Origin of the sequence: Microcoleus sp. PH2017_28_MFU_U_A, from assembly GCF_020738035.1 — a bacterium.
Lineage (GTDB): Bacteria > Cyanobacteriota > Cyanobacteriia > Cyanobacteriales > Microcoleaceae > Microcoleus.
In genome coordinates, this window is record NZ_JAEQCX010000055.1 from 13,124 (window position 1) to 34,352 (window position 21,229).

Annotated in this window: 22 protein-coding genes; 8 read left to right on the forward strand and 14 right to left on the reverse strand. The window is 46.3% G+C overall.

Going from position 1 to position 21,229, the window contains the following annotated elements; translation table 11 throughout:
* Positions 1-85 precede the first annotated feature (85 nt).
* The 6 genes from JGK14_RS13650 to JGK14_RS13675 form a co-directional block, all read right to left on the reverse strand.
* Positions 86-454 carry a translation initiation factor gene (locus JGK14_RS13650; RefSeq protein WP_293177861.1) on the reverse strand — a complete coding sequence of 123 codons (369 nt, stop codon included), beginning with the start codon at positions 452-454 and terminating at the stop codon, positions 86-88.
* Between the two features lie 282 nt (positions 455-736).
* Positions 737-1,537, reverse strand: coding sequence for a M48 family metallopeptidase (locus JGK14_RS13655; protein WP_325315182.1), 801 nt, complete (start codon positions 1,535-1,537; stop codon positions 737-739).
* 176 nt (positions 1,538-1,713) lie between these two features.
* Positions 1,714-2,409, reverse strand: a complete 696-nt coding sequence (locus tag JGK14_RS13660; RefSeq protein WP_293177961.1) for a TIGR00266 family protein — start codon at positions 2,407-2,409, stop codon at positions 1,714-1,716.
* A 320-nt stretch (positions 2,410-2,729) separates the two neighbouring features.
* Positions 2,730-3,410: a TIGR00266 family protein gene (locus JGK14_RS13665; RefSeq protein WP_293177867.1), complete on the reverse strand. Its 681-nt coding sequence runs from the start codon at positions 3,408-3,410 to the stop codon at positions 2,730-2,732.
* Between the two features lie 37 nt (positions 3,411-3,447).
* Positions 3,448-4,107 carry a TIGR00266 family protein gene (locus JGK14_RS13670; RefSeq protein ID WP_293177870.1) on the reverse strand — a complete coding sequence of 220 codons (660 nt, stop codon included), beginning with the start codon at positions 4,105-4,107 and terminating at the stop codon, positions 3,448-3,450.
* A 202-nt stretch (positions 4,108-4,309) separates the two neighbouring features.
* Positions 4,310-4,702: a nuclear transport factor 2 family protein gene (locus JGK14_RS13675; protein WP_293177873.1), complete on the reverse strand. Its 393-nt coding sequence runs from the start codon at positions 4,700-4,702 to the stop codon at positions 4,310-4,312.
* A gap of 383 nt (positions 4,703-5,085) precedes the next feature.
* On the opposite strand from JGK14_RS13675, the gene trpB reads away from it, so the two are divergent.
* The 4 genes from trpB to JGK14_RS13695 all read left to right on the forward strand — a co-directional run bounded on the left by trpB (position 5,086) and on the right by JGK14_RS13695 (position 7,830).
* Positions 5,086-6,333, forward strand: a complete 1,248-nt coding sequence (gene trpB / locus JGK14_RS13680; RefSeq protein WP_293312324.1) for a tryptophan synthase subunit beta — start codon at positions 5,086-5,088, stop codon at positions 6,331-6,333.
* Positions 6,334-6,550: 217 nt separating this feature from the next.
* Positions 6,551-7,039: a CAP domain-containing protein gene (locus tag JGK14_RS13685; protein WP_325315183.1), complete on the forward strand. Its 489-nt coding sequence runs from the start codon at positions 6,551-6,553 to the stop codon at positions 7,037-7,039.
* 1 nt (position 7,040) lies between these two features.
* Positions 7,041-7,238: a hypothetical protein gene (locus JGK14_RS13690; protein WP_325315184.1), complete on the forward strand. Its 198-nt coding sequence runs from the start codon at positions 7,041-7,043 to the stop codon at positions 7,236-7,238.
* Positions 7,192-7,830: a ribonuclease D gene (locus JGK14_RS13695; protein ID WP_293177886.1), complete on the forward strand. Its 639-nt coding sequence runs from the start codon at positions 7,192-7,194 to the stop codon at positions 7,828-7,830. Before JGK14_RS13690 ends, JGK14_RS13695 begins: the two co-directional genes overlap by 47 nt.
* A gap of 171 nt (positions 7,831-8,001) precedes the next feature.
* Here the strand turns inward: JGK14_RS13695 and JGK14_RS13700 are convergent, their stop codons facing one another.
* Positions 8,002-9,087, reverse strand: coding sequence for an ATPase, T2SS/T4P/T4SS family (locus JGK14_RS13700; RefSeq protein WP_293177889.1), 1,086 nt, complete (start codon positions 9,085-9,087; stop codon positions 8,002-8,004).
* A 447-nt stretch (positions 9,088-9,534) separates the two neighbouring features.
* Between JGK14_RS13700 and JGK14_RS13705 the strand changes: the two genes are divergently transcribed.
* Positions 9,535-9,744: a hypothetical protein gene (locus JGK14_RS13705; protein WP_293291007.1), complete on the forward strand. Its 210-nt coding sequence runs from the start codon at positions 9,535-9,537 to the stop codon at positions 9,742-9,744.
* An 80-nt stretch (positions 9,745-9,824) separates the two neighbouring features.
* Here the strand turns inward: JGK14_RS13705 and JGK14_RS13710 are convergent, their stop codons facing one another.
* The gene (locus JGK14_RS13710) at positions 9,825-11,003 is read right to left on the reverse strand and encodes a HetZ-related protein 2 (protein ID WP_293191216.1); all 1,179 of its coding nucleotides are present in this window, start codon (positions 11,001-11,003) and stop codon (positions 9,825-9,827) included.
* Between the two features lie 282 nt (positions 11,004-11,285).
* On the opposite strand from JGK14_RS13710, the gene glyS reads away from it, so the two are divergent.
* On the forward strand, positions 11,286-13,454 hold the full coding sequence (gene glyS / locus JGK14_RS13715; protein WP_325315185.1) for a glycine--tRNA ligase subunit beta: 2,169 nt from the start codon (positions 11,286-11,288) through the stop codon (positions 13,452-13,454).
* Positions 13,455-13,722: 268 nt separating this feature from the next.
* The gene (gene murD, locus JGK14_RS13720; RefSeq protein ID WP_293325405.1) at positions 13,723-15,075 is read left to right on the forward strand and encodes a UDP-N-acetylmuramoyl-L-alanine--D-glutamate ligase; all 1,353 of its coding nucleotides are present in this window, start codon (positions 13,723-13,725) and stop codon (positions 15,073-15,075) included.
* 82 nt (positions 15,076-15,157) lie between these two features.
* Here murD and JGK14_RS13725 read toward each other — a convergent pair whose 3' ends face one another.
* The 6 genes from JGK14_RS13725 to JGK14_RS13750 all read right to left on the reverse strand — a co-directional run bounded on the left by JGK14_RS13725 (position 15,158) and on the right by JGK14_RS13750 (position 19,055).
* Complete coding sequence (locus JGK14_RS13725) at positions 15,158-15,313, reverse strand: hypothetical protein (protein ID WP_293177903.1); 156 nt, start codon at positions 15,311-15,313, stop codon at positions 15,158-15,160.
* A 51-nt stretch (positions 15,314-15,364) separates the two neighbouring features.
* Complete coding sequence (locus JGK14_RS13730) at positions 15,365-15,730, reverse strand: hypothetical protein (protein ID WP_293177906.1); 366 nt, start codon at positions 15,728-15,730, stop codon at positions 15,365-15,367.
* Entirely contained in the window at positions 15,699-15,881 is a 183-nt protein-coding gene (locus JGK14_RS13735) for a hypothetical protein (RefSeq protein WP_293177909.1), read from the reverse strand. Before JGK14_RS13735 ends, JGK14_RS13730 begins: the two co-directional genes overlap by 32 nt.
* A 74-nt stretch (positions 15,882-15,955) precedes the next feature.
* Positions 15,956-16,375, reverse strand: a complete 420-nt coding sequence (locus tag JGK14_RS13740; protein ID WP_293177912.1) for an MAPEG family protein — start codon at positions 16,373-16,375, stop codon at positions 15,956-15,958.
* Positions 16,376-16,469: 94 nt separating this feature from the next.
* Positions 16,470-17,129 carry an SGNH/GDSL hydrolase family protein gene (locus tag JGK14_RS13745; RefSeq protein WP_293325409.1) on the reverse strand — a complete coding sequence of 220 codons (660 nt, stop codon included), beginning with the start codon at positions 17,127-17,129 and terminating at the stop codon, positions 16,470-16,472.
* A gap of 177 nt (positions 17,130-17,306) precedes the next feature.
* A complete protein-coding gene (locus tag JGK14_RS13750; protein ID WP_293177918.1) occupies positions 17,307-19,055 on the reverse strand; it encodes an ABC transporter ATP-binding protein in 1,749 nt (582 codons plus the stop codon).
* 359 nt (positions 19,056-19,414) lie between these two features.
* Here JGK14_RS13750 and groL point away from each other — a divergent pair, with 359 nt between their 5' ends.
* The gene (gene groL / locus JGK14_RS13755) at positions 19,415-21,124 is read left to right on the forward strand and encodes a chaperonin GroEL (RefSeq protein WP_293196541.1); all 1,710 of its coding nucleotides are present in this window, start codon (positions 19,415-19,417) and stop codon (positions 21,122-21,124) included.
* Positions 21,125-21,229: the final 105 nt, after the last annotated feature.

The following is a 21,229-nucleotide window of genomic DNA, read 5'->3' on the forward strand; positions in this document are numbered from 1 at the left end:
AGCATGACCGCAGTAAATATGAGATTATAACTAATAAGTTATATGCGGTCATGCTTCGCCCTCTTCAAAACCCAGATGCACCCAATTAACCTCCGCTAATTTTAGCTTTGTAGCCCAATTTTTTGAGAATTTCGAGTAGCTTTTGCTTGTGTTCGCCTTGAATTTCAATTTCATTATCCTTAACTGTGCCGCCCGTGCCGCATTGGGCTTTTAGCTGCTTGGCTAAATCTGCTAAAGTTTCGGGTTTTTCTTGAAATCCGCTGATGACTGTAACTGTTTTGCCACCGCGTCCTTTTCGGGATGCTTCTACTTTCAAAGTTTGTTGATTCTGGGGAACTTCCGGGGTTCCTCGCTCGAGAGCAGCCGAGTTTTCGTAGTTACCAAACTCAGAGTAAACTACTCGTTTACCGTCGGTTGTTTTGTTGTCAGAATTTTTGCGTTTGGATGCTGCCATATGTTATACTGCCTGAACTTGTTTTACCATAAATAATTGGTTGAAAGCCCCAAGCCTGCTCGGGAGAAATACAAATCAGACTATTCATTACTCCAATCCTCTTCCTTCTAGGTAGAGGTCGCTCTCAAACTGTCAACTGTCAACTGTCAACTGTCAACTGTTGAAGGGTATTTCTAGTTTTAGTGGATTGGTGTAAGGTTGCGATCGCTCGTTGAGACTCTGATATTATACCTATTGTATTAGCCCATCAAGGGAGAGCGGGAATTATTAAGTGTCTGATTGTTATCGATCGCTTTTGAGTGTTGCGGGTAAAGGCGATCGCTCTTGAATCGGATAGCGGCGTTGGGCGATCGTTTGTGTTAACGTTAAACTGCGATCGCCAGGTGCCGGATGAGTCGATAACAAAGCAATATCTAGACCAGATTTTCGCGCTAATCGCTGGAAAAAGTCTGCTGCGCCCGCTGCGTGCCCGTAATGGGAAACCAGCAGTTGTAAGCCAAATTCATCGGCTTGGGCTTCCTGACTGCGAGAAAATTGGGCTTTGCTTAAATTGGAAGCGATCGCAGCGGCAACATTCACCAACCCACCTCCATCGCCTACGAACACCGCCACCACAAACTGTAGCGCCAATCCCCGTCCAATTCCCCGCAAATGATCGCGATTGGCGAAATGACCCAACTCATGACCTAAGATCATCATCAACTCGTTTTCCGATTCCAATTGCTTTATTAAACCCCGATAAACAACAATTGTATCTCCAGGTAAGGCTAGCGCGTTTACAGTATCATCGGGAATGTAAAGTAGGCGATAATTGCGATCGATATTTTTTTGTTTAGGTAATTTAGTTTCCAGGCGATCGAGAAGTTGATTGAGGGTATCTTGTGCTGGAGAAGATTCCGCAAGACTTTCATAAGCTGGGATAACTAACGCCCCCAAACGCTGTTCGAGTTCGGGGGGAATTAATAAAATCAGCCCATCTACCAGTTTGAGGCTTCCCCAAAGCAATAAACATCCTATGGCTAAAAAGATTCCTAATAAGGTTAGCAGTTGCCTGTTGCTTGTGGGTGGATTGCGATCGGTCATTCGATTTTAGATTTTAGATTTTAGATTTTGGATTGACTTGCGTGAGTTTGTAGGGTGCATCGCTACGAGTTATTGAATAGCAGTGGCAGATTATATGGCGACGCACCTTACACGGAATTTCCCAAAATTGTGTGTACCAAATATACATGGAATATGCTGTATATAAAAGCACCAAACTAATTGTTCTTTGTCGGTCGGAAGGGATTTAAAAAATTAATCAGAGGAAACAGATTGCGAGACTGTATCCACAGTTTCCCCTGTCCACTGAAACGACAAACTAAGCCTTCTCCACCTAAAATTCCCGTTCTCAAATTTTTCCAGGATAGTCCGCCCAGGACTTCAACATCATACTTCAGCGTATCCTCAAAGGCAACGATATAACCGGTGTCCACGATATAACTTCCATTGACTGGAATTTCCAGAATTGCGCCATAGGAATTAAACCAGATATCGCCTTGTCCAGTTGCTTTGAGAAAAAACAATGATTCGCCACTAAAGAAACCTTTTAATCCCTGAAATTTAGTATCAAGGTCTACAGTAGAACTCGATGCCACAAAAGCAGAAGATTGCAGCATCAAGCTATTGCCATCGAGGTGATAATGTTGAATATCGCCGGGAACTCCAGGGGAAACGTAAAGTATTCCAGAACGTTCCGGCGAAGTAAATTCGCTGATAAACAAAGACTCACCTGCTAACATTCGCGTGAGGCCTTTCATCAAACCTCCTTTGACTTTTGATTTCAGGGTGATGTGACTATCCATTGCTGCCATTCCCGAAGATTCTACCAACACCGTTTGGTTGGCAGGAATTTTGAGTTTTAGTTGGGCATAGGATGGAGAATGTTCGATTGTATATGAGATGTTTTTAGGCATATAAGTTAGTTGACAGTTGACAGTTGACAGTTGACAGTTGGCAGTTGGCAGTTGACAGTTGACAGTTGGCAGTTGATAGCTCAATAACGTTCAGTTAGAATGATCGTTGCGAGGAACACTTTACATGAATGCGATGTTTTATGAGGGTGTATTTCAGTTTGGCAAATATGTCTGTAGGGGCGAAGCATGACCGCAATCAATATGAAATTATAATTAATAACTTATATGCGGTCATGCTTCGCCCTCTTCAAAAACCAGATGCACCCTTTTATGAAAGCAATCTCCGTTTATGTTTTGCATATCGCGAGTCTCCACGCTTGCTACCTGGGAGGTAAACGATTGCCGACGGCTTGACCGAATGCTGTGGTATTGTGGGTTTGACAGAACAGGCGACCGTTACCTTTAAATCGACAAACTAAACCTTCTCCACCGAGAAATGCACTCACCCAACTACTTCCTGGGGGCTTAGTAATTTCAAACTTTAAACTTTTCTCAAAGGCGACAATATGACCTGTATCAACAATGTATTCTCCTTTGACTGGAACTTCGTAAATTGCGCCGAAGGAACTCAATAGTACATCTCCTTGACCCCCCATATCTAGCCAGAAAATACTTTCTCCAGAAAACATCGATTTGAAGCCTTGAAAACCCAAGTCAATATTAACATCTGGTGTGCTAGCTAAATAAGAACCTGCTTGTACTACTAAGCCACTTTTGCCCATTTGATAGTGCAGCATATCGCCCAACATTTTGGGTGCTAAAAACAAGGTATTTTCCGGTGTTGGCGATCGAAATACACTTAAAAATAGCGACTCTCCGGCAATCATGCGTTTGAGTCCGCCGAAAATACCGCCACCTTTGCCTTGGCGCAATGTCGTACTTGCTTGTAGATTGCCACTCATCGCCACCATTGCACCTGCCTCAGCAACGATTTCTTCACCGGCATTTAGAGTGATTCGGGCGATCGTGCTGTCGGGTTGTTGTAAAAGTTCAATTTTCATAAGTAGGTACTAGGTAATGGATATATTCGCTCGCAAGTCAAACTTTACTTGATAAAAATTGCACCAAACCATCGATACTTCTGGATTGCAAGTAAATTGTTCCTTTACCCGTCACTTTATTCACAAACCCTTCCCCGGATGTAATCGAACCTAATAATCCGCCTGCCATTTTTATCGACATTTTCATTCCCGATTCGTAAGCTACTAAATGCCCTGTATCGACAATGAAGTCACCATTGATTTGCTTGCTAGTCAAACCACCATAGGCACCAAAAAATACTGTTCCCTGTCCGCTGGCTTGCAATTTAAATAAGCCTTCTCCCGAAAACCAACTGGCAAATCCAGCCCAGCGCACGCCTAATTTGATATCGGGGGTACTGGCAATATAAGCACCGGGTTGAAAACAGAGGTTATTTTCATAGACTTGAGCTTCGGCAATATCTCCGATTGTAGATTGAGAAAGAACGACTTGGAGAGACTGCCGTGTTGGATTGATAAATCGATTGACGAACAGCGATTCACCACCAAAAAACTTTTTCAATACACCTGACAAAAAACCTCCATTAAATTCTGTTTTCATTGTGAGTGCTGCATCCATTGCTATCATCGCTCCTGATTCAGCAATAATGCTTTCTCCAGGTTCGAGTGTAAGAAAAATTGTGGCAAAGGAAGGTTTATAACGAATGTCGATATCCACGATTTTGGTTTCCTGTTGTGTAACAATAACTAAAGGAAGTGAGAATTGTAGGTCTACGCTTTTAGTTTACTACGATTGAATGAGCCAACTGTTGCGTTCTTCAATAATTTTAACATATTGCATAAGGGGGCGGGTTTATGTAGATTGTTTGTTGGTATTAAATATTATTTGTAAAACCCGCCCCCGCCCAAGGACATCATTGCTAGTTGGAACTTTTTGTCTTTTGAATCATCTCCTCTATTGTTTCGGTTTCGCCAATTTCATAAAGACAAATCAGACCATCCTCAATGGTAAAGATTTGATGAATTGTTGCATCCGCAAGCACATTGCATTGCAAATCTTTAATAATTTGATGAACGGTGACAATGTTCCGATTGTTTTCGTCAGTCTCGAATTTTAACGTTTCAAGCTCCGGTTGAATATCCTTAAATTGATTTGTCCAATATTCGCGCACCGCATCGCGTCCATAAACGAAACCGCCTTCCACTCCGTTCGCCCATTTCACGTCTGGGCGCATCAACGAGATGATTGTTTCAATTTCGCGTTTGTTAAAAGCATCGTATAAATTTTGCAGAAACTGCTGATTTGAATTCATAATTGTTCACCATTACGAAGTTTCCATTCAATTAGTTTCCCCAGCGAGCGGGAACACGTCAACCTACCAAAAGTAAAGGTCGGGAGATCCTAGTTTCCATTCAATTAGTTTCCCCAGCGAGTGGGGATCCCTCGATTATAAACCCCATACAGCGCAACGTGTCCAGAGGCCATTTGCGAGGACTCCCAAAAATCTCTGTACAAACAACCTCTCATCTACAGAAAAAATCCCTGAAACCCTTACAGGGCAATATCTCGAAGGCTCCGACGAACTTCCGCCATCCTAGCGATTTTTGGCAGCCCTCGCAAAATTACCCGATCGCCCACCGCCCCGCCACATCGACTAGATATAATAAAATCTGTCCCCTTATCCCCACAAAGTCCGTGACTGTCACACCCCTGCGTCTCACCACAGAAACCACCGAAACCACCGCCCAACGCCCCGACTCCCTCGGTAGATTTGGCAAATTCGGCGGCAAATATGTCCCCGAAACCCTGATGCCGGCTTTATTTGAGCTTGAAGCGGCTTTTCACAAATACCGCAGCGAACCGGAATTTCAACAGCAACTTCAAGGATTACTTAAGGATTATGTCGGCCGCCCCAGCCCATTGTATTTCGCCGAACGCCTCACGGAGCATTATGCTAAACCAGACGGCACTGGCGCCCAAATTTACCTCAAACGCGAAGATTTAAACCACACTGGTGCTCACAAAATCAATAATGCTTTGGCTCAAGCATTGCTCGCAAAACGCATGGGTAAAAAGCGCGTAATTGCTGAAACTGGTGCTGGCCAACATGGCGTTGCTACTGCCACTGTTTGCGCTCGTTTCGGTTTAGAATGCGTTGTCTACATGGGCGTTCATGACATGGAAAGACAGGCTTTAAATGTGTTTAGAATGCGCTTGATGGGTGCTGAAGTGCGACCCGTGGCGGCGGGTACGGGAACGCTGAAAGATGCCACTTCTGAAGCGATTCGCGATTGGGTGACAAATGTTGAAACAACTCATTATATTCTTGGTTCGGTGGCGGGGCCGCATCCTTACCCGATGATGGTGCGCGATTTCCATGCAATTATCGGTCAAGAAACTCGCAGTCAGTGTCTAGAAAAATGGAATGGTTTGCCAGATATCTTATTAGCTTGTGTGGGCGGCGGTTCTAATGCTATGGGTCTTTTTCATGAGTTTGTTGGGGAAGAAACTGTGCGGTTAATTGGTGTTGAAGCGGCGGGAGAAGGTGTGGATACGGATAAACACGCTGCTACTTTGACTAAGGGAACTGTGGGTGTTCTGCACGGGGCTATGAGTTATTTGTTGCAGGATAATGAGGGTCAAGTCATCGAGCCGCATTCGATTAGTGCGGGTTTGGATTATCCTGGTGTGGGGCCGGAACACAGTTATTTGAAGGATGCTGGCCGGGCTGAATATTACAGTGTAACCGATCAGCAAGCTTTGGATGCTTTTCAACGGTTGTCGCAGTTGGAGGGGATTATTCCGGCTTTGGAAACTGCTCACGCGATCGCCTATTTGGAGACTCTCTGTCCGCAGCTAACCGGTAATCCGCGCATTGTCCTCAACTGTTCGGGACGCGGTGATAAAGATGTGAACACTGTGGCGAAGGTTCTGAATATCTAGTTTACCGGAATTTCGGGCGATCGCCCTGTAGGAATGGTCAGACGGCGGTTTCAACCACGTCTATATAAATGATGTCCGCCTCCGCCGACTTAGAAGATAACGTAATTTTCATCATCCGTTCTTCAACCCGCGGAGGCGGGTTTTGTCTGTGTAGCCGCGGTTTCAACCGCCCGGTCTTCTTTATCTTTAATAGTTCATGTACAAACCTTTGATTTTAATGTCTCTAGGATTCCTGGCAATCCTACCTAATTGTACTCAACTCATTCCTACACAATCGCTCCCAGAAACTTCCATGAATACTAATATTGCTGCTACGAGTTCAATTGCTGAGTTAGAAAAAGCTGTTAACCAACAGATCAATCAATATCGAGCCTCGAAAAAGTTGCCGCCGCTGACTGTCGATCCGCGAATTAGTCAGATAGCCAGAATTCACAGCGAAAATATGGCGAGTGGGAAAGTTAAATTTAGCCACGATGGATTTGAAGGGCGGGCGAAAGCAATTACTGTTCCCTATCAAAGTGTAGCTGAAAATGTTGCTTACAATTTTGGCTACAGCGACCCGGTTGGCAATGCTGTTGAGGGTTGGATTAAAAGTGACGGCCACCGCAAGAATATCGAGAGTCAATTTAATTTGACTGGTATTGCGATTGCCAAAAATGCCAAAGGGGAGTATTATTTTACTCAGCTTTTTGTCCGCAGTCGATAAGATGAAGGAAGAAGGAAGAAGGAAGAAGGAAGAAGGAAGAGGAAAGAAGGAAAGATTAATTATCGATTCCCGATTACCGATGCCCGATTACCGATTACCGATGCCCGATTACCAATTACCGATTACCAATTACCGATTACCAATAACCAAGAATGGAATTTCCAGATTTTCAAGTGTGCGATCGCGATATCTCCGATGATCTGCTATCTTATTATTTGACGGCGGAGGCGATCGCCGTTGATACGGAAACGATGGGTTTGATGCCCTGGCGCGATCGCCTGTGTTTGGTGCAGTTGTGCGATCCGCAAGGTAAAGTGGCGGCGGTGCGGATTGCTAAAGGCCAGACGGCGGCGCCAAATTTGAAAAAGCTCATGGAAGCTGAAAATATTGAGAAGGTATTTCACTTTGCGCGCTTCGATCTGGCAACAATGCGTTACAATTTAAGTATTGACATTGCACCTGTTTTCTGCACAAAAATAGCTAGCAAGTTAGCCAGAACTTATACTAACAGACACGGACTTAAAGAGTTAATCCAAGAGTTGGAAAAAGTAGAACTCAATAAAACTTCTCAAAGTTCGGATTGGGGAAATTCCGAGCATCTTTCTGATGACCAATTGAGCTACGCTGCTAACGATGTCCGATATTTGCTGGGCGCTAAACAAAAGTTGACTGCTATGTTGCAGCGAGAGGAACGCTGGGAAGTTGCACAGCAATGTTTTGGGTGTTTGCCAGTTTTTGTAAGTTTGGATTTGTTGCAGTACGATAAGATTTTCGAGCACGGTTCATCTTAGGTGCGATCGCACAACTGCACTCACATAGGTTTGTAGTGAGGAATGCGAGTCCTTCTTCAGATTTTGGATAAGGAAGGACTCGCATTCCTCACTACGAACCTAATTATTGTTATTTATTTGATCGGGCTAGATTTGAGTTAAAGAAAGTTCAAAACTTACAACTATTTCTAATTAGAAATCCTCGGGATTCTGTTCTTGCATCAAAGCTTCAAGTTGGTCGTCAACATTTCTGACAACTTGTTCCAAAGCGGGTAAACCTTCCAAAGGTAAAGGAGAAAGCCGAGTGCGATCGCGAATTTGATTCACTTTCCGCTGCAATTCTTTGGCCAGTTGCAGTGCATCTCGACTCAGAGTAGACAATTGCTGCTGCTGGTAAAACCTCAAAGCTGCTCCCCGCAAGACTTGCAGCGTTGCTTCTTCCTTGCCACCCACGGGCATTACTCGCAAGCGCAACAGCAAATGAGTTTTTCCATAGATGCGTTCTACTTCGACTTGTTTGGGATGTTCCACCGGGGAAACAGGCATATCTGTCAGCCGTTTCAACTCGTCGATGACTTCTTGAAACAGGAAGGGAGAGAGACCTTCGAGGATCGATTTCAAAACGCCGTCTTGACTCCAAAGAATCCTACCTTGGGACTGGTGTCTCTCAAAAAACAGCCTACCGATACCGTCTACGAGCACTCTACCGAGCAATTCTTGCAGCAGTTGGGGCGCGGGTAAAGTTGCCAAAACTTCGACGGGGCTTGACAAGTGCACGGCCTCGACATCCAAAACCGAAAGTTCTGTCGGCGTCAGCAAAACCTCAGCATCGGGAGGTTTCAACCGATCGGGAACCCGAATGGAGGGTTCGGGTACAGACAGCAGGGTGTCTGCTTCGGAGCTTGATGTTGTTGGTGCGGGATTTATTGGTGTTGGGGCTGGTATCGGTGTTGGGGCTGGTGTGGTTTCTGTCAGGCTGGGTTCTCTGACTTGGTTCCCGTGGAGCAAGTAAGCTGAGAGCATCGAACGCTGAGTTTCCGGGGCAATTTGCTCCGTTGTCACCGAGCAATTCATGTATGCTAAAATCCGCTGCACGTAGTCCAAAGCGGAGTCATCTTGCACATCGACTACGCCCAATTTAAATAGATTGCCTTCTAGAGATAAAGGCAAAACTTGATAGTAAAGGCAAGCTTCAAAGGGAACAACTGTATCGATTAGTTGAAATATTCGATCGGAGTCCATTGTAGTCGCCGAGTCTGTTGAAGATGTATGTACCATTAGCTTCTCTGTAGTCGGAAGCGCGATCGCGCTATACCAACCTGATTTATAAAATTAAACCATGCAACTTCCCTGACGTAGCTAGGCATCTGAAACCCGGAAGCTTTTATGAAAGAAAAATATTGGGTCTCAGAATTTTCTCTCTTCTGTATTCCAGTCTCAAATTCTACAGAAAGATTGACAACTAGATGATCGCGGGCGGACTATCGACTAACTATCATTTATCGCCCAAGATTGATTCCTATGGCTGGCAAAGATAGAATTTTGTCTGAATGCCCAAGTATGACAGATACACCAGAACTGATGATTGACGTGCAACTGCTGAACTGAGGATTGGTTAAAAAATCCTGAAGAGTCGATCGTCCTACTAATATCTTACTCCACAAAGTTCACGGTGAGCATCCCCGATCGCGAGCGTCAGTCAATTTGAGATTTGAGATTTGAGATTTGAGATTGACTCCTCTAGATGAATCTGGGATGTGGATCTTTGGTCTAAAATTTGGGGATCAGCGCGATTTAAGTACGTGGGACGGTATCCGTTTTTGGGTGAGATCGCGGCAGCACGCGCGATATCCCGATCGATATTACCTGATTCGATCGCGCGGTTTCCACGGGGAAACTCGCAGCAAATCTGGCTGTTCGGGAATTGATTTGTAGCGCGAATTCGGAAAATTCCTACCGCCAATTAACAATTAGCAATTCCCTCCGCTACGCTTCGCCCGCCACTCATTACCAATCTACTCGTTTCGGAGGGATTGAGCAGCTAAATAGAGTTTGCTCCACTCGCCGATGACTTGATTGGTTTTTAACTTTAATTCAGAGGCGATCGTCTCTACACTTTTCCCTGCTTTGAGCGATTCTATCAACTGTCGCTGCACCGGCGTGAGATCTTGTAAATATTGCTGCCACTGGGCGGGAGTCAAGCCCAAACTGTGTTCTTTGAGCGAAATTTCCAGCCAGTTAGCGACTAATTCTGGTGCTTGTTTGACTGCAAACACCCGAATCGCGTGGTAACTGACTTTTTCTCGCAAGCGGTAAATTTGTTTGACTGGCACCTTCAAATCCTCAGCAATTGCCTCTTGGGAACGGCCTTGCAGGTAAAGCCGCAGCCATCGCGAAGCCAGCGGATCGACTTCAGCAGTCAAGTAATTCTCAAATTCTTGTTGGACAATCTGCCGCTGAGTTTGCCGTTCTTCCCAAGCTTGATGTTCTCGATAATCCGACATCGCCTGTTCGTCTAGCAAGCTGAGCGGTTCGTCTGTATCGTCAGGCAGAACCTGTTCCGACACCAGCCGCACCCAATCTCCCGCCGGGACTTGCGTCAACCCGCCCCGCTGGGAACGCCGCAGGTAGTTGACGAAGCGGTACACCAGCAGCGGCTGGTTGCGGATCGGCCGCAAGCAGTATTCTTCTGTGCTCGCTAGCAGCAAAGCATTTCGCAAGCGCTTATCTGTTGTGCATTCGGCAATCCAGGCGACTTGCTGCTGGAGGTAGCGATCGGAATTCAGCATTTCCTGAATCACTTCTTGCAGTACCTCTACCGCACTGCGCTGTCTGTCGCGCGAGAGAGAAACCCACGCTTGGATTTTTTGCCGGAGCACCACCAAACCGCCCAGGCGCCCGATCAAGTTGCGGTAAGCTCTTTCTGGCGCTACTCCCAGATAGCGCTGCTGCAAAATTCGATATAAAAAGTCGATCGCCCCAGAAGCGACAGCGAGTTGAGTCGGATTTAGAGTGTCAAATCTTTCTGGCTTGTCTCCCAACAGCCAGCGAACAACACTCTCGCGAGTGCTAGAGCTCTCGTCGGGGCAATCTTGTTCGAGTCGCGACTTCCAATCTTCTGCTAGTCTTTCCGCCAAGGTCATGAGCTGCTGAGAATATCTTTCACCCCCGATTTTAAGTGCTATGCTGATCATTTGAGTGTTTTTTAGCTCTAATCAGACCTGTGACCGGTAAAATAATTCTGTGATGTTATTATCGCGATCGTCATTCCAGGCTTTTTTGATTGCCGATCGCTAATTTTTGTAATAATTGAACTGGCAAATGAATTGCCTCTTGACAAAAAACCATAAATTTGTTATGTAAAGGTTTTCTGTCAACTAACGCACTCCCCAGCCGATTACCAATTACCGATTACCAATTACCCATTACCCATTACCCATTACCAATCCGTAGCTCCCTCACTTCACAATTTCTATATGCCTAACTTTTTATTAGAACTCGGCACCGAAGAATTGCCCGCATCTTTTGTCGCAGGCAGCGTCCAACAGTGGCAGGAACTCGTACCTGCAACTCTGGCAGAACAATCTTTGACAAATGAATCAATTAATGTATACGCAACTCCGAGGCGTTTGGCCGTTCTTGTTAAAGGACTGCCAGTTAAGCAATCAGACAGAGAAGAAGAGGTAAAAGGGCCGCCCGCAAGTTCGGCTTTTAAAGATGGCAAACCGACGAAAGCAGCCGAAGGTTTTGCGAAAAAACAAGGCGTAGAAATCGATGCTTTGGAAGTTCGCGCTACCGATAAAGGCGATTTTGTGTTTGTTCTCAAACAGATTCCGGGGCGGATGACGGCGGATATTTTGGTCGAACTTGTGCCGCAGTGGATTAACAAGTTAGAAGGCAAAAGATTTATGCGGTGGGCTGACGGAGATTTGAAGTTTCCGCGCCCGATTCGATCGATCGTAGCGCTGTTTGATGATACTGTACTGCCGATCGCATTGGTCAGCGGTTCAGATACCGTCAAGAGCGATCGCATTTCCCAAGGACATCGGGTGTTGCACACCCCCCCTACACCGGAGATGGGGGGGGTCTCGATTCCGCAAGCCGAGGATTATGTCGAGTGTCTGCGGGCTGCTGGCGTGGAAGTCGATCGACAACAGCGCAAAACTCAAATTAAAGCACAAGTAGAAGCCGCCGCCACCAAACAAGGCGGTTACGCCGACATTACCGAAGATTTGTTAGAAGAAGTTACCGACTTAGTAGAATGGCCCAACGCCGTAGTCGGCAAATTTGACGACGGTTTTTTGATGTTACCGCCGGAAGTAATCACCACAATTATCGTCACCAACCAGCGCTATTTTCCAATTCTCAAAAGCCCAGAATTCCCCGAACTCCTCCCCTATTTCATTACAATTTCCAACGGCGATCCGGCAAAATCGGCGATAATTGCCGCAGGTAACGAGCGAGTCGTGCGGGCGAGATTGGCAGACGGTCAGTTTTTCTACAAAGCAGACTTGGTAAAGCCTCTAGAGGATTATTTGCCAAAGTTGGAGACGGTCACTTTCCAGGAAGATTTGGGTACAGTGCGCGCCAAGGTCGATCGACTGTGCAAGATTGCCTCTCTCATCACCAAGCAACTGCAAATCACCGCCGCAGAACAAGCTTACATAGAAAGAGCAGCATTGCTTTGCAAAGCCGACCTTGTAACCCAAATGGTTTACGAATTTCCCGAAATGCAAGGAATTATGGGGCAGAAATACGCCTTAGCTTGCGGCGAACCGGAAGCCGTAGCAACAGGAATTTTCGAGCATTATTTGCCCAAAGGTGCGGGCGATAATTTGCCGCAAACTCTCACAGGTCAAGTTGTCGCAATCGCTGACAAATTAGATACATTAGTCAGCATCTTCGGCTTAGGAATGCTGCCGACTGGTTCCTCCGATCCCTTCGCCCTGCGCCGCGCCGCCAATGCAATAACTAACATTATTTGGGCGGCTCAGTTGCCAATCAATTTGCACCAACTACTTGCAGAAGTTGTCGCAGAATTTACCGCGGTGCGCCCCCAAACATCGGCGGAGTTGCTATCGCAATTATACGAGTTTTTCCTGCAAAGAATTCGCACTTTGCTGCAAGAAGAAAAGAATGTAGATTATGATTTGGTGAATGCAGTTTTGGGAGAAAACGACCCAGAATATACTGAACGAGCATTGAGAGATTTGTTGGACGCGCTGGAAAGAGCAATTTTCCTGCAACAAATCCGCAATGACAAGACTTTGGATCTGATTTACGAAACAGTCAACCGTTCGACTCGTTTGGCGGCTCAAGGTGATTTGGATAAGGTAGAATTGGAACCGAAAACGGCGGTGAAACCCGAGTTATTTCAAAAGTCTTCCGAACAAGCTTTTTACGATGCTGTGGTGCAGTTAGTGCCGCAAACGCTGCTATCGAAGCAAACTCGCAATTACCAACAGTTGGTAGATAGTTTGACGGAGATTGCTCCGGCTGTGAGCAGCTTTTTTGACGGGCCAGAAAGCGTTTTGGTGATGGATTCTGACCCGGAAATTAAGCGCAATCGCTTGAATTTACTGGGTTTGTTGCGGAATCACGCGCGGGTGTTGGCTGACTTTGGGGCGATCGTCAATCGATTTTAAATTTTTAAGGTACGTTGTTGCGCTTCAGCGCTCTTTCCTGCGGGATCATCTCATTTTTGTAAAAAGCATTTTTTCTTTGAGGTGCTCGCACTATAATAAATGCAAAACTGAGATACTCCCCTTTCATACATAGATGAAAGAGCGCTTAAGCGCAACAACATACCTTTTTTCGTAAATTAAGCATAATGGCCAATAGGCAAAAATTCATGCAAGGTTAAGATATAAACTTAGAAAACCAGGGAAATTCGCTCCATCACACACATAACGTATGCCGATCGCTCATATAATTGGATTAGGAAAATCAGGGATTGCCGCCGCCAGACTGCTCAAACGCGAAGGATGGGAAGTAACGCTGAGCGATCGCTCATCGGCCCCAAACTTGCTCGAACAACAACAGGAACTAGCTAACGAAGGCATCAACCTAGAATTAGGTAAATCTTTTGAACCTGACAAATCCATAGAATTAGTAGTAGTAAGTCCGGGCGTTCCCTGGGATATTCCAGCATTAGTACGCGCCCGAGAATTGGGAATTGAAACAATCGGAGAAATGGCTCTCGCGTGGCGCTATCTCAAATCTCCTTGGGTAGCAATTACTGGTACTAACGGCAAAACTACAACTACTGCTTTAATTGCTGCGATTTTTGCCGAAGCAGGGCTTCATGCTCCCGCTTGTGGCAACATTGGTTATGCTGCGTGCGAATTAGCTGCTTCCGAGAAACCGCCGGATTGGGTAATCGCAGAAATCAGCAGCTATCAGATAGAATCATCGCCGTCGGTAGCGCCGCGCATCGGAGTTTTGACGACTTTGACGCCGGATCACCTCAGCCGCCACAAAACTTTAGAAAATTACTACAACATTAAAGCCCATTTGCTGAAAAATTCGGAATTGCAAATCATCAACGGTGACGATCCTGGTTTGCGACAGCAAGGAGTTGACATTTGGCCGGATGCGTGTTGGACGAGTGTTAAAGGTGAAAAAGATTTGTTGGGAAAACACGCTTTTGGAGCGTACATCGAAGACGGTTGGGTAATTGCTCAAGGCGAGAAAATTTTGCCTGCTGAGTCTTTGCGGATGGTGGGCGAACACAATTTGCAAAATTTGTTGATGGCTGTGGCAGCGGCTAATTTGGCAGGGATAGATCAAAGTGCGATCGCCCGGGCGATCGCGAAATTCCCCGGAGTGGCGCACCGCCTCGAACACATCCGCACCTGGGAAGGCATAGATTTCATCAACGACAGCAAAGCGACTAATTATGACGCAGCGCAAGTCGGGTTAGCTGCTGTCAGCGCGCCGGCGATTTTGATTGCGGGCGGCGATCCCAAAGAGGGCGATGATAATGCTTGGATTGATACAATCAAGGCGAAGGCTGTTGCAGTGCTGTTAATTGGGGATGCAGCGGGCCTTTTTAGTGATCGGCTAGAACAAGCAGATTATAACGCTTGGGAAATCGTCGAAACAATGGAAAGAGCCATTCCCAGAGCCGCAGAATTAGGCAAACAAAACAAAGCTAAAGTCGTACTGCTTTCGCCAGCTTGCGCCAGCTTCGATCAATACCAAAGCTTCGAGCAACGCGGCGATCATTTCCGTCAATTGTGTCTCGAATCGCTTCCCAAAAAGTAGGGCTGCATTACGCGATATCCGCAGGGACACGGCAATGCCGTGTCCGGTGCTGGAACCTACAACTTTATAAACAGGCCATCCCTCAAACACTCTTCCAAATATCCTTAATTTTTGCCTGCTGTTCCCATTCCAGCTCATCAAAAACTAGCATCATTTCCTCATGAGTGTAATCAATAATAATCGCAGCCAACTGAGCCACCGTTTTCGCTTCCAGCAGCGCTAGTTTCAATTTAGTCATTACTTCTTTATCCATTAACGCTAAAACTTTAATCTTGACCTCACTTTGACTTTATTTCTGCCTGCAAATCTCATTTAATTTTGGCTGAAAACTGGCAATCTCAGCAGCACTGATTGTATCATGATACCGCGAGGAGATTAAAAAATCTTCCCGACAAAGCTGAGAGCGCAATTTTTCATCAATCTCCAGAATCTTGCCTTCGGAAGTGGCAGTTTTTCCCAACAAAGCTGCGATTTCCCGTTCCAGTTGGCGATTTCCTTGCTCGAAGAAATCTTGAGAGTTAGAACGAAATAAACCGCTATTAACTTGTTGAATTGGGTTAATTGTCAGCGATTGAGCGGAGACAGCAGCCGGAAATACAAAAAAGAATACTGCCAGCCACAAGCTAGGAATTATTGGTTTGAGAATGCTGTTCATCACTATCGGGAGGACTTTTTACCTCTATTGGTTTCTCGTCTTCTGACTCGCTGGCTAATTCATCTTCTAGTGCGAGTTTTTCTTGCCACTCGGTAAGCTGTTGAAAAAGTTGCTGGTTAATTTGAAATACAGGTTTGTTAGTTTCAGACATATTGACTCGTGAAGGTAATTGAAAGAGTTGTATTTGCGTCGTAAGGTGCTGATGCTGCACCCTACTAATATTAGTTATAGCTGTGAAACTTTTACCAGCGACATGATGATGCCAATCAATGAACCGCCAAGCAAAGTTAAAGTAGCTAAGGTACTAATACCAAATCCTGCGGCTCGTTTTTCCGCCGCTTGGTAATAACCCCAAGCAAACAAAATGCGTCCAACTATCCAAACTGCACCGATACCGGCTGCCCAAATTGGGCTGACAAATTGCGAAAACAGCCATAGCGAGGGCAAAAATAGAATCATTTGCTCTAGGGTATTTTGCTGAACTCGCACTACTCGTTCAAAGTCCGGGTTTCCTGTCATCTGCGGGGGAGAAACTTTGTATTTGAATCTGGCTCTGCCAACGTTGATGGTAACAACGAAGTATAGAATTAATGCTGAAACAGTTATTAGACTAGGCCAGAGTGTGGCGTTTGCTTCTGCGAGCATGATTGGGGATTATTGGGGTGGACTAGATATATTCATTATACTATTTTTCTTGACGACGATTGTAGACTGCGTGGAATCGCAGACGAGGAATTTGTTAACTTAGGTGCGCTGACAGACAAGCTTCAAGAGCACCAGCAATTTTCCGAAATCCTTCTCGGTTGGGATGAACGCCATCGGGGAGATCGTCTAGGCTGAGGATATTATATAAATCAACAAAATCTATGGGCTTCCCTGCTTGTTGTTTTTCCTTGACTAACTCCTCGCTGTTTTGATTGTATAGTTTAACTCGCTGATTTAAGGTGGGTTCAGACATTGGCGGAATTGCAGCGACAAAGAGTTGGACATTGGGTGCAGTTTGAAAAATGCGATCGATTAATTGGTTGAGGCGATAGCTTGCAGTTTCTACTTGATACCATTGTCCGATATTATTGGTGCCGATGAGGAGCAAAATAATATCGGGTTGGAAGGTTTGCAGCCACTCCACAACCCGATCGCAAATTTCTTCGATCAGCCAACCGGAATGTCCCTCGTGATGCTGAGAGAGTAGGGTATCGGGGCCATTGCTTAGGGAACCGACAAACTCAATAGCATAGCCTCGATTCTCCATTGCAGGCTGTAAGTCGATGCGATATCCTCCTGGTACGAAGTATCCATCGGTAATTGAGTCGCCTAGGGGCATGATTTTGATGGGACTATTTCCCGGTGAATCAGTGTTGCTGGAGAGGCTTGAAGGATCGGGATTTTGATTTTCCACGACAATTTTTGATGAATAACTAAGTTAACTACGCTTCAGTTTGTAGTGAGGACTTCAGTCCTTTTCTCTTGGGCTGAAGAAGGACTAAAGTCCTCACTACGAACCTGGATGAAGAAGGACTAAAGTCCTCACTACGAACCTGGATGAAGAAGGACTAAAGTCCTCACTACGAACCTGTCAATGCAGCAATTCTTCTAGTTTTTGCTGGTTCCACAAATACTGATAAAGCCCTGTTTCCTTTACCAATTCTGCGTGAGTGCCGCTTTGCACTATTTCTCCCTTTTCCATGACGAATATGCGATCGGCACTCGCGGCTGCTGACATTTGGTGCGAGATGAAAATTACGGTTTTGCGATCGGTTCCGGTTGCCAAGTTCTGCAAAATATCGGTAGCAGTTTGATTGTCCACGCTGGAAAGAGCGTCATCTAAAATTAGCACGGGAGCGTCAACTAACAAGGCTCTAGCTAGTGCTGTTCGCTGCCTTTGTCCGCCGGATAAGGTAATGCCGCGCTCGCCGACAACTGTTTTGTACTGTTGCGGAAAGTTGAGGATTTCGGGGTGGATTTGTGCCTGTTTGGCGGCTGCTTCAATCTGGGGTTCTTCTGCTAAAGGATTGCCGTAGCGGATGTTATTCTTGATGGTAGTACCGAACAGAAAGCTTTCTTGGGGCACGTAGGCGATCGCCCCGCGCAACTCCCTCAACTTCACCTCGGTAATATCCTGCCCGTCTACAAACAACTCACCCGCATCGATATTCAGCAAGCGCGGCAGGGCATTAGCCAAGGTTGATTTGCCAGAACCGATCGCCCCAACAATCGAGACTGTTTCGCCCGGTTTGATGGTAAAATTGACATCTTTGAGCGCGGGTATCTTAGCGCCTGGATAGGTATAATTCAAATTGCGAGCGACTATTTCACCTTTGACAGGAGTTGGCAAGTCCGCTGCATCGGGAGCATCCTTAATTTGCGGTTCCACAGTCAAAATTGATTCTATGCGATCGACACTGACTTCTCCGCGCTGGTAAGCAGTAATGGTGAAACCCAACAGCGCCGTCGGAAATACCAAACGCTCGACATAAATCAGCAATGCCACAAAATCGCCGATGCTAATTTCGCCCTTAGCAATTGCTCCGCCACCTGCTGAAAGTAGTACCAACAAACTGATGCTGGCTAAACCGCCCAGTAGTGGAAAAATAAAGTTTCTAGTTTGGGCTAATGTCAAATTTGCTGATAGCAACTTGGCGTTACAATCGCGAAAAGCTCGACGTTCGTTTTCTTCTTGAGCATAGATTTTAATTACGGACATTCCGCTCATATCCTCTTGAATTAAATCGCTCATCGCCGATAGTTCTTCTTGGACTGCTAGTTGCTGGATGCGAAGTTTGTCGCTAAATAACTGTACCAAAACTAGCATTAATGGATAAACTGCGATCGCCAACAGCGTCAGCCGTACATTAATCCCCAGCATCACCGGCAAAGTCAAAGCATAAGCAAAGGCTGTATTCGCCAAACTCAGCACTGCAAAACCCACCAAGCGGCGAATATTGTCCAAGTCGGAAGTAGCGCGATTAATTAAATCCCCTACAGTATTGGCAGCAAAATAAGACGGTTCTAATGTTAATAAATGATTAAATATTTGCTGTTTGAGGTCAAATTCTACTTGACGCCCGACGCCAAACAGCAGAATCCGCGATGCCATCCGAATTCCCCACATGATTGAAGCTAGTACGAGAATCAGTATCACGTAGTTGAAAACTTGGTCAAATTTAGTCGCCACTTGGAGTGTGTCAACTGCATTCCGAATCAGTAGGGGAATGTAAACGCCTACAGCATTGACAATTAATAAGGAAAAAACGCCCCAAAATGTTGGTTTCCAGTGCGGGCGCATATAAGAAATGAGTTTTTGCAGTCGAGAATAACGAGCCATAGGTATAACAGTTGACAGTTGACAGTTGACAGTTGACAGTTAGTACCCGAATTTAACCGTTGATGCGTATAGCAGTTGACAGTTGACAGTTGACAGGGGGCACTCCAATATCCGATCGGGCGATATGTCACAAACCACATTATATCTATGAGGACACGGCAGTGCCGTGTCCCTACAGCGGGTATGTAGGGACACGGCAGTGACGTGTCCTGGGCCACCGTTGGGGCCCGCCCTTTTCCCCAAATCCGCCCCCGCCAGCCCCACACTTCTGAGGGACACGCTACAATCTAAAGTCGATCGACTTAGCACTCAGAGTCAGAGAGTGCTAAATTTGCTAATGTAAGCGCAAGGAGACAAACATGACCAAAATAGTTGCATTTAGCGACAAATCTCGGCGGGCACTGGAACGCGGCGTCAATCAACTCGCCGATGCAGTCCGCATTACCTTGGGCCCCAAAGGCCGGAATGTCCTACTCGAAAAGAAATTCGGCACTCCCCAAATCGTTAACGACGGTATCACCGTTGCTAGGGAAATCGAACTCGAAGATCCTCTAGAAAATGCTGGCGCTCGCTTAATTCAAGAAGTCGCCTCCAAAACTAAAGATATCGCAGGCGACGGCACCACCACCGCTACCGTGATTGCCCAATCCCTCATTCGCGAAGGTTTGAAGAATGTCGCAGCAGGCGCCAATCCAGTCGCACTGCGCCGCGGGATTGAAAAAACGATCGCCCATTTAGTCCTAGAAATCGCTAAATTAGCGAAACCAGTCGAAGGATCTGCCATTGCTCAGGTCGCCACTGTCTCCGCCGGTAACGACGAAGAAGTCGGCGACATGATTGCTCAAGCAATGGAAAAAGTCACCAAAGATGGCGTCATTACTGTTGAAGAGTCGAAATCTCTGTTGACAGAATTGGAAGTTGTCGAAGGGATGCAGTACGATCGCGGATATCTTTCCCCGTATTTCGTCACCAACAACGATCGCATGGAAGTTGAGTACGAAAACGCTCGCATCCTGATTACCGACAAAAAAATTAACTCCATTCAAGAACTAATTCCGCTTCTTGAAAAAGTTGCCCGCACCGGTTCACCGCTGATCATTATCGCCGAAGATATTGAAGGTGAAGCTTTGGCAACTTTGGTCATCAACAAAGCACGCGGTGTATTGAATATCGCAGCTACCAAATCTCCTGGTTTTGGCGAGCGACGCAAAGCCATGCTACAAGATATCGCCGTTCTGACCGGCGGTCAACTGATTTCTGAAGAAGTCGGACTCAGCATTGATACCGCAACACTAGAAATGCTCGGTACCGCCCGCAAAATTACGATCGACAAAGAAAACACCATCATTGTCGCTGGCGACGAACACAAAGCAGACGTGTTATCACGGATCGAGCAAATCCGCAAGCAGCTAGCAGCGACGGATTCTGACTACGATAAGGAAAAATTAACCGAACGCATTGCCAAACTTGCTGGCGGTATTGCTGTAATTAAAGTAGGCGCAGCTACCGAAACCGAACTCAAGGATCGCAAACTCCGCATTGAAGACGCCCTCAACGCTACTAAAGCTGCTGTGGAAGAAGGTATCGTCGCTGGAGGCGGCACGACGCTGATTCACCTGATTACAAAAATTGATGCCATCAGAAGCACTTTAGACGCTGAAGAGCAAATTGGCGCTGATTTGGTTGCAAAAGCTTTGGAAGCACCTTTGCGTCAAATCGCTGATAATGCCGGTGTTGAAGGTTCGATCGCGATCGAGCGAGTGCGGGCTAGCGAGCTGAACATTGGCTACAACGCTCTCACCGACGTTTACGAAGATATGATTGCCGCTGGAATTATCGATCCGGCTAAGGTAGTGCGATCGGCTTTACAAAATGCCGGTTCCATTGCTGGCATGGTTTTGACCACTGAAGCTGTAATTGTCGAAAAACCCGAGAAGAAAAAAGCTGGTGGCGACATGGGCGACATGGGCGGCATGGGCGGCATGGGCGGCATGGGCGGCATGGGCGGCATGGGCGGCATGGGCGGCATGGGCGGCATGGGCGGCATGGGCGGCATGGGCATGATGTAGTCATTAGTCATCAGTCATTAGTGCGAACGTCCCCCCCCCGAGCGAACGGGGAGCATCTGGGTTTTGCATTTGTAGTGCTGTCCCGCTCGCGTGCTTTATAAAGCA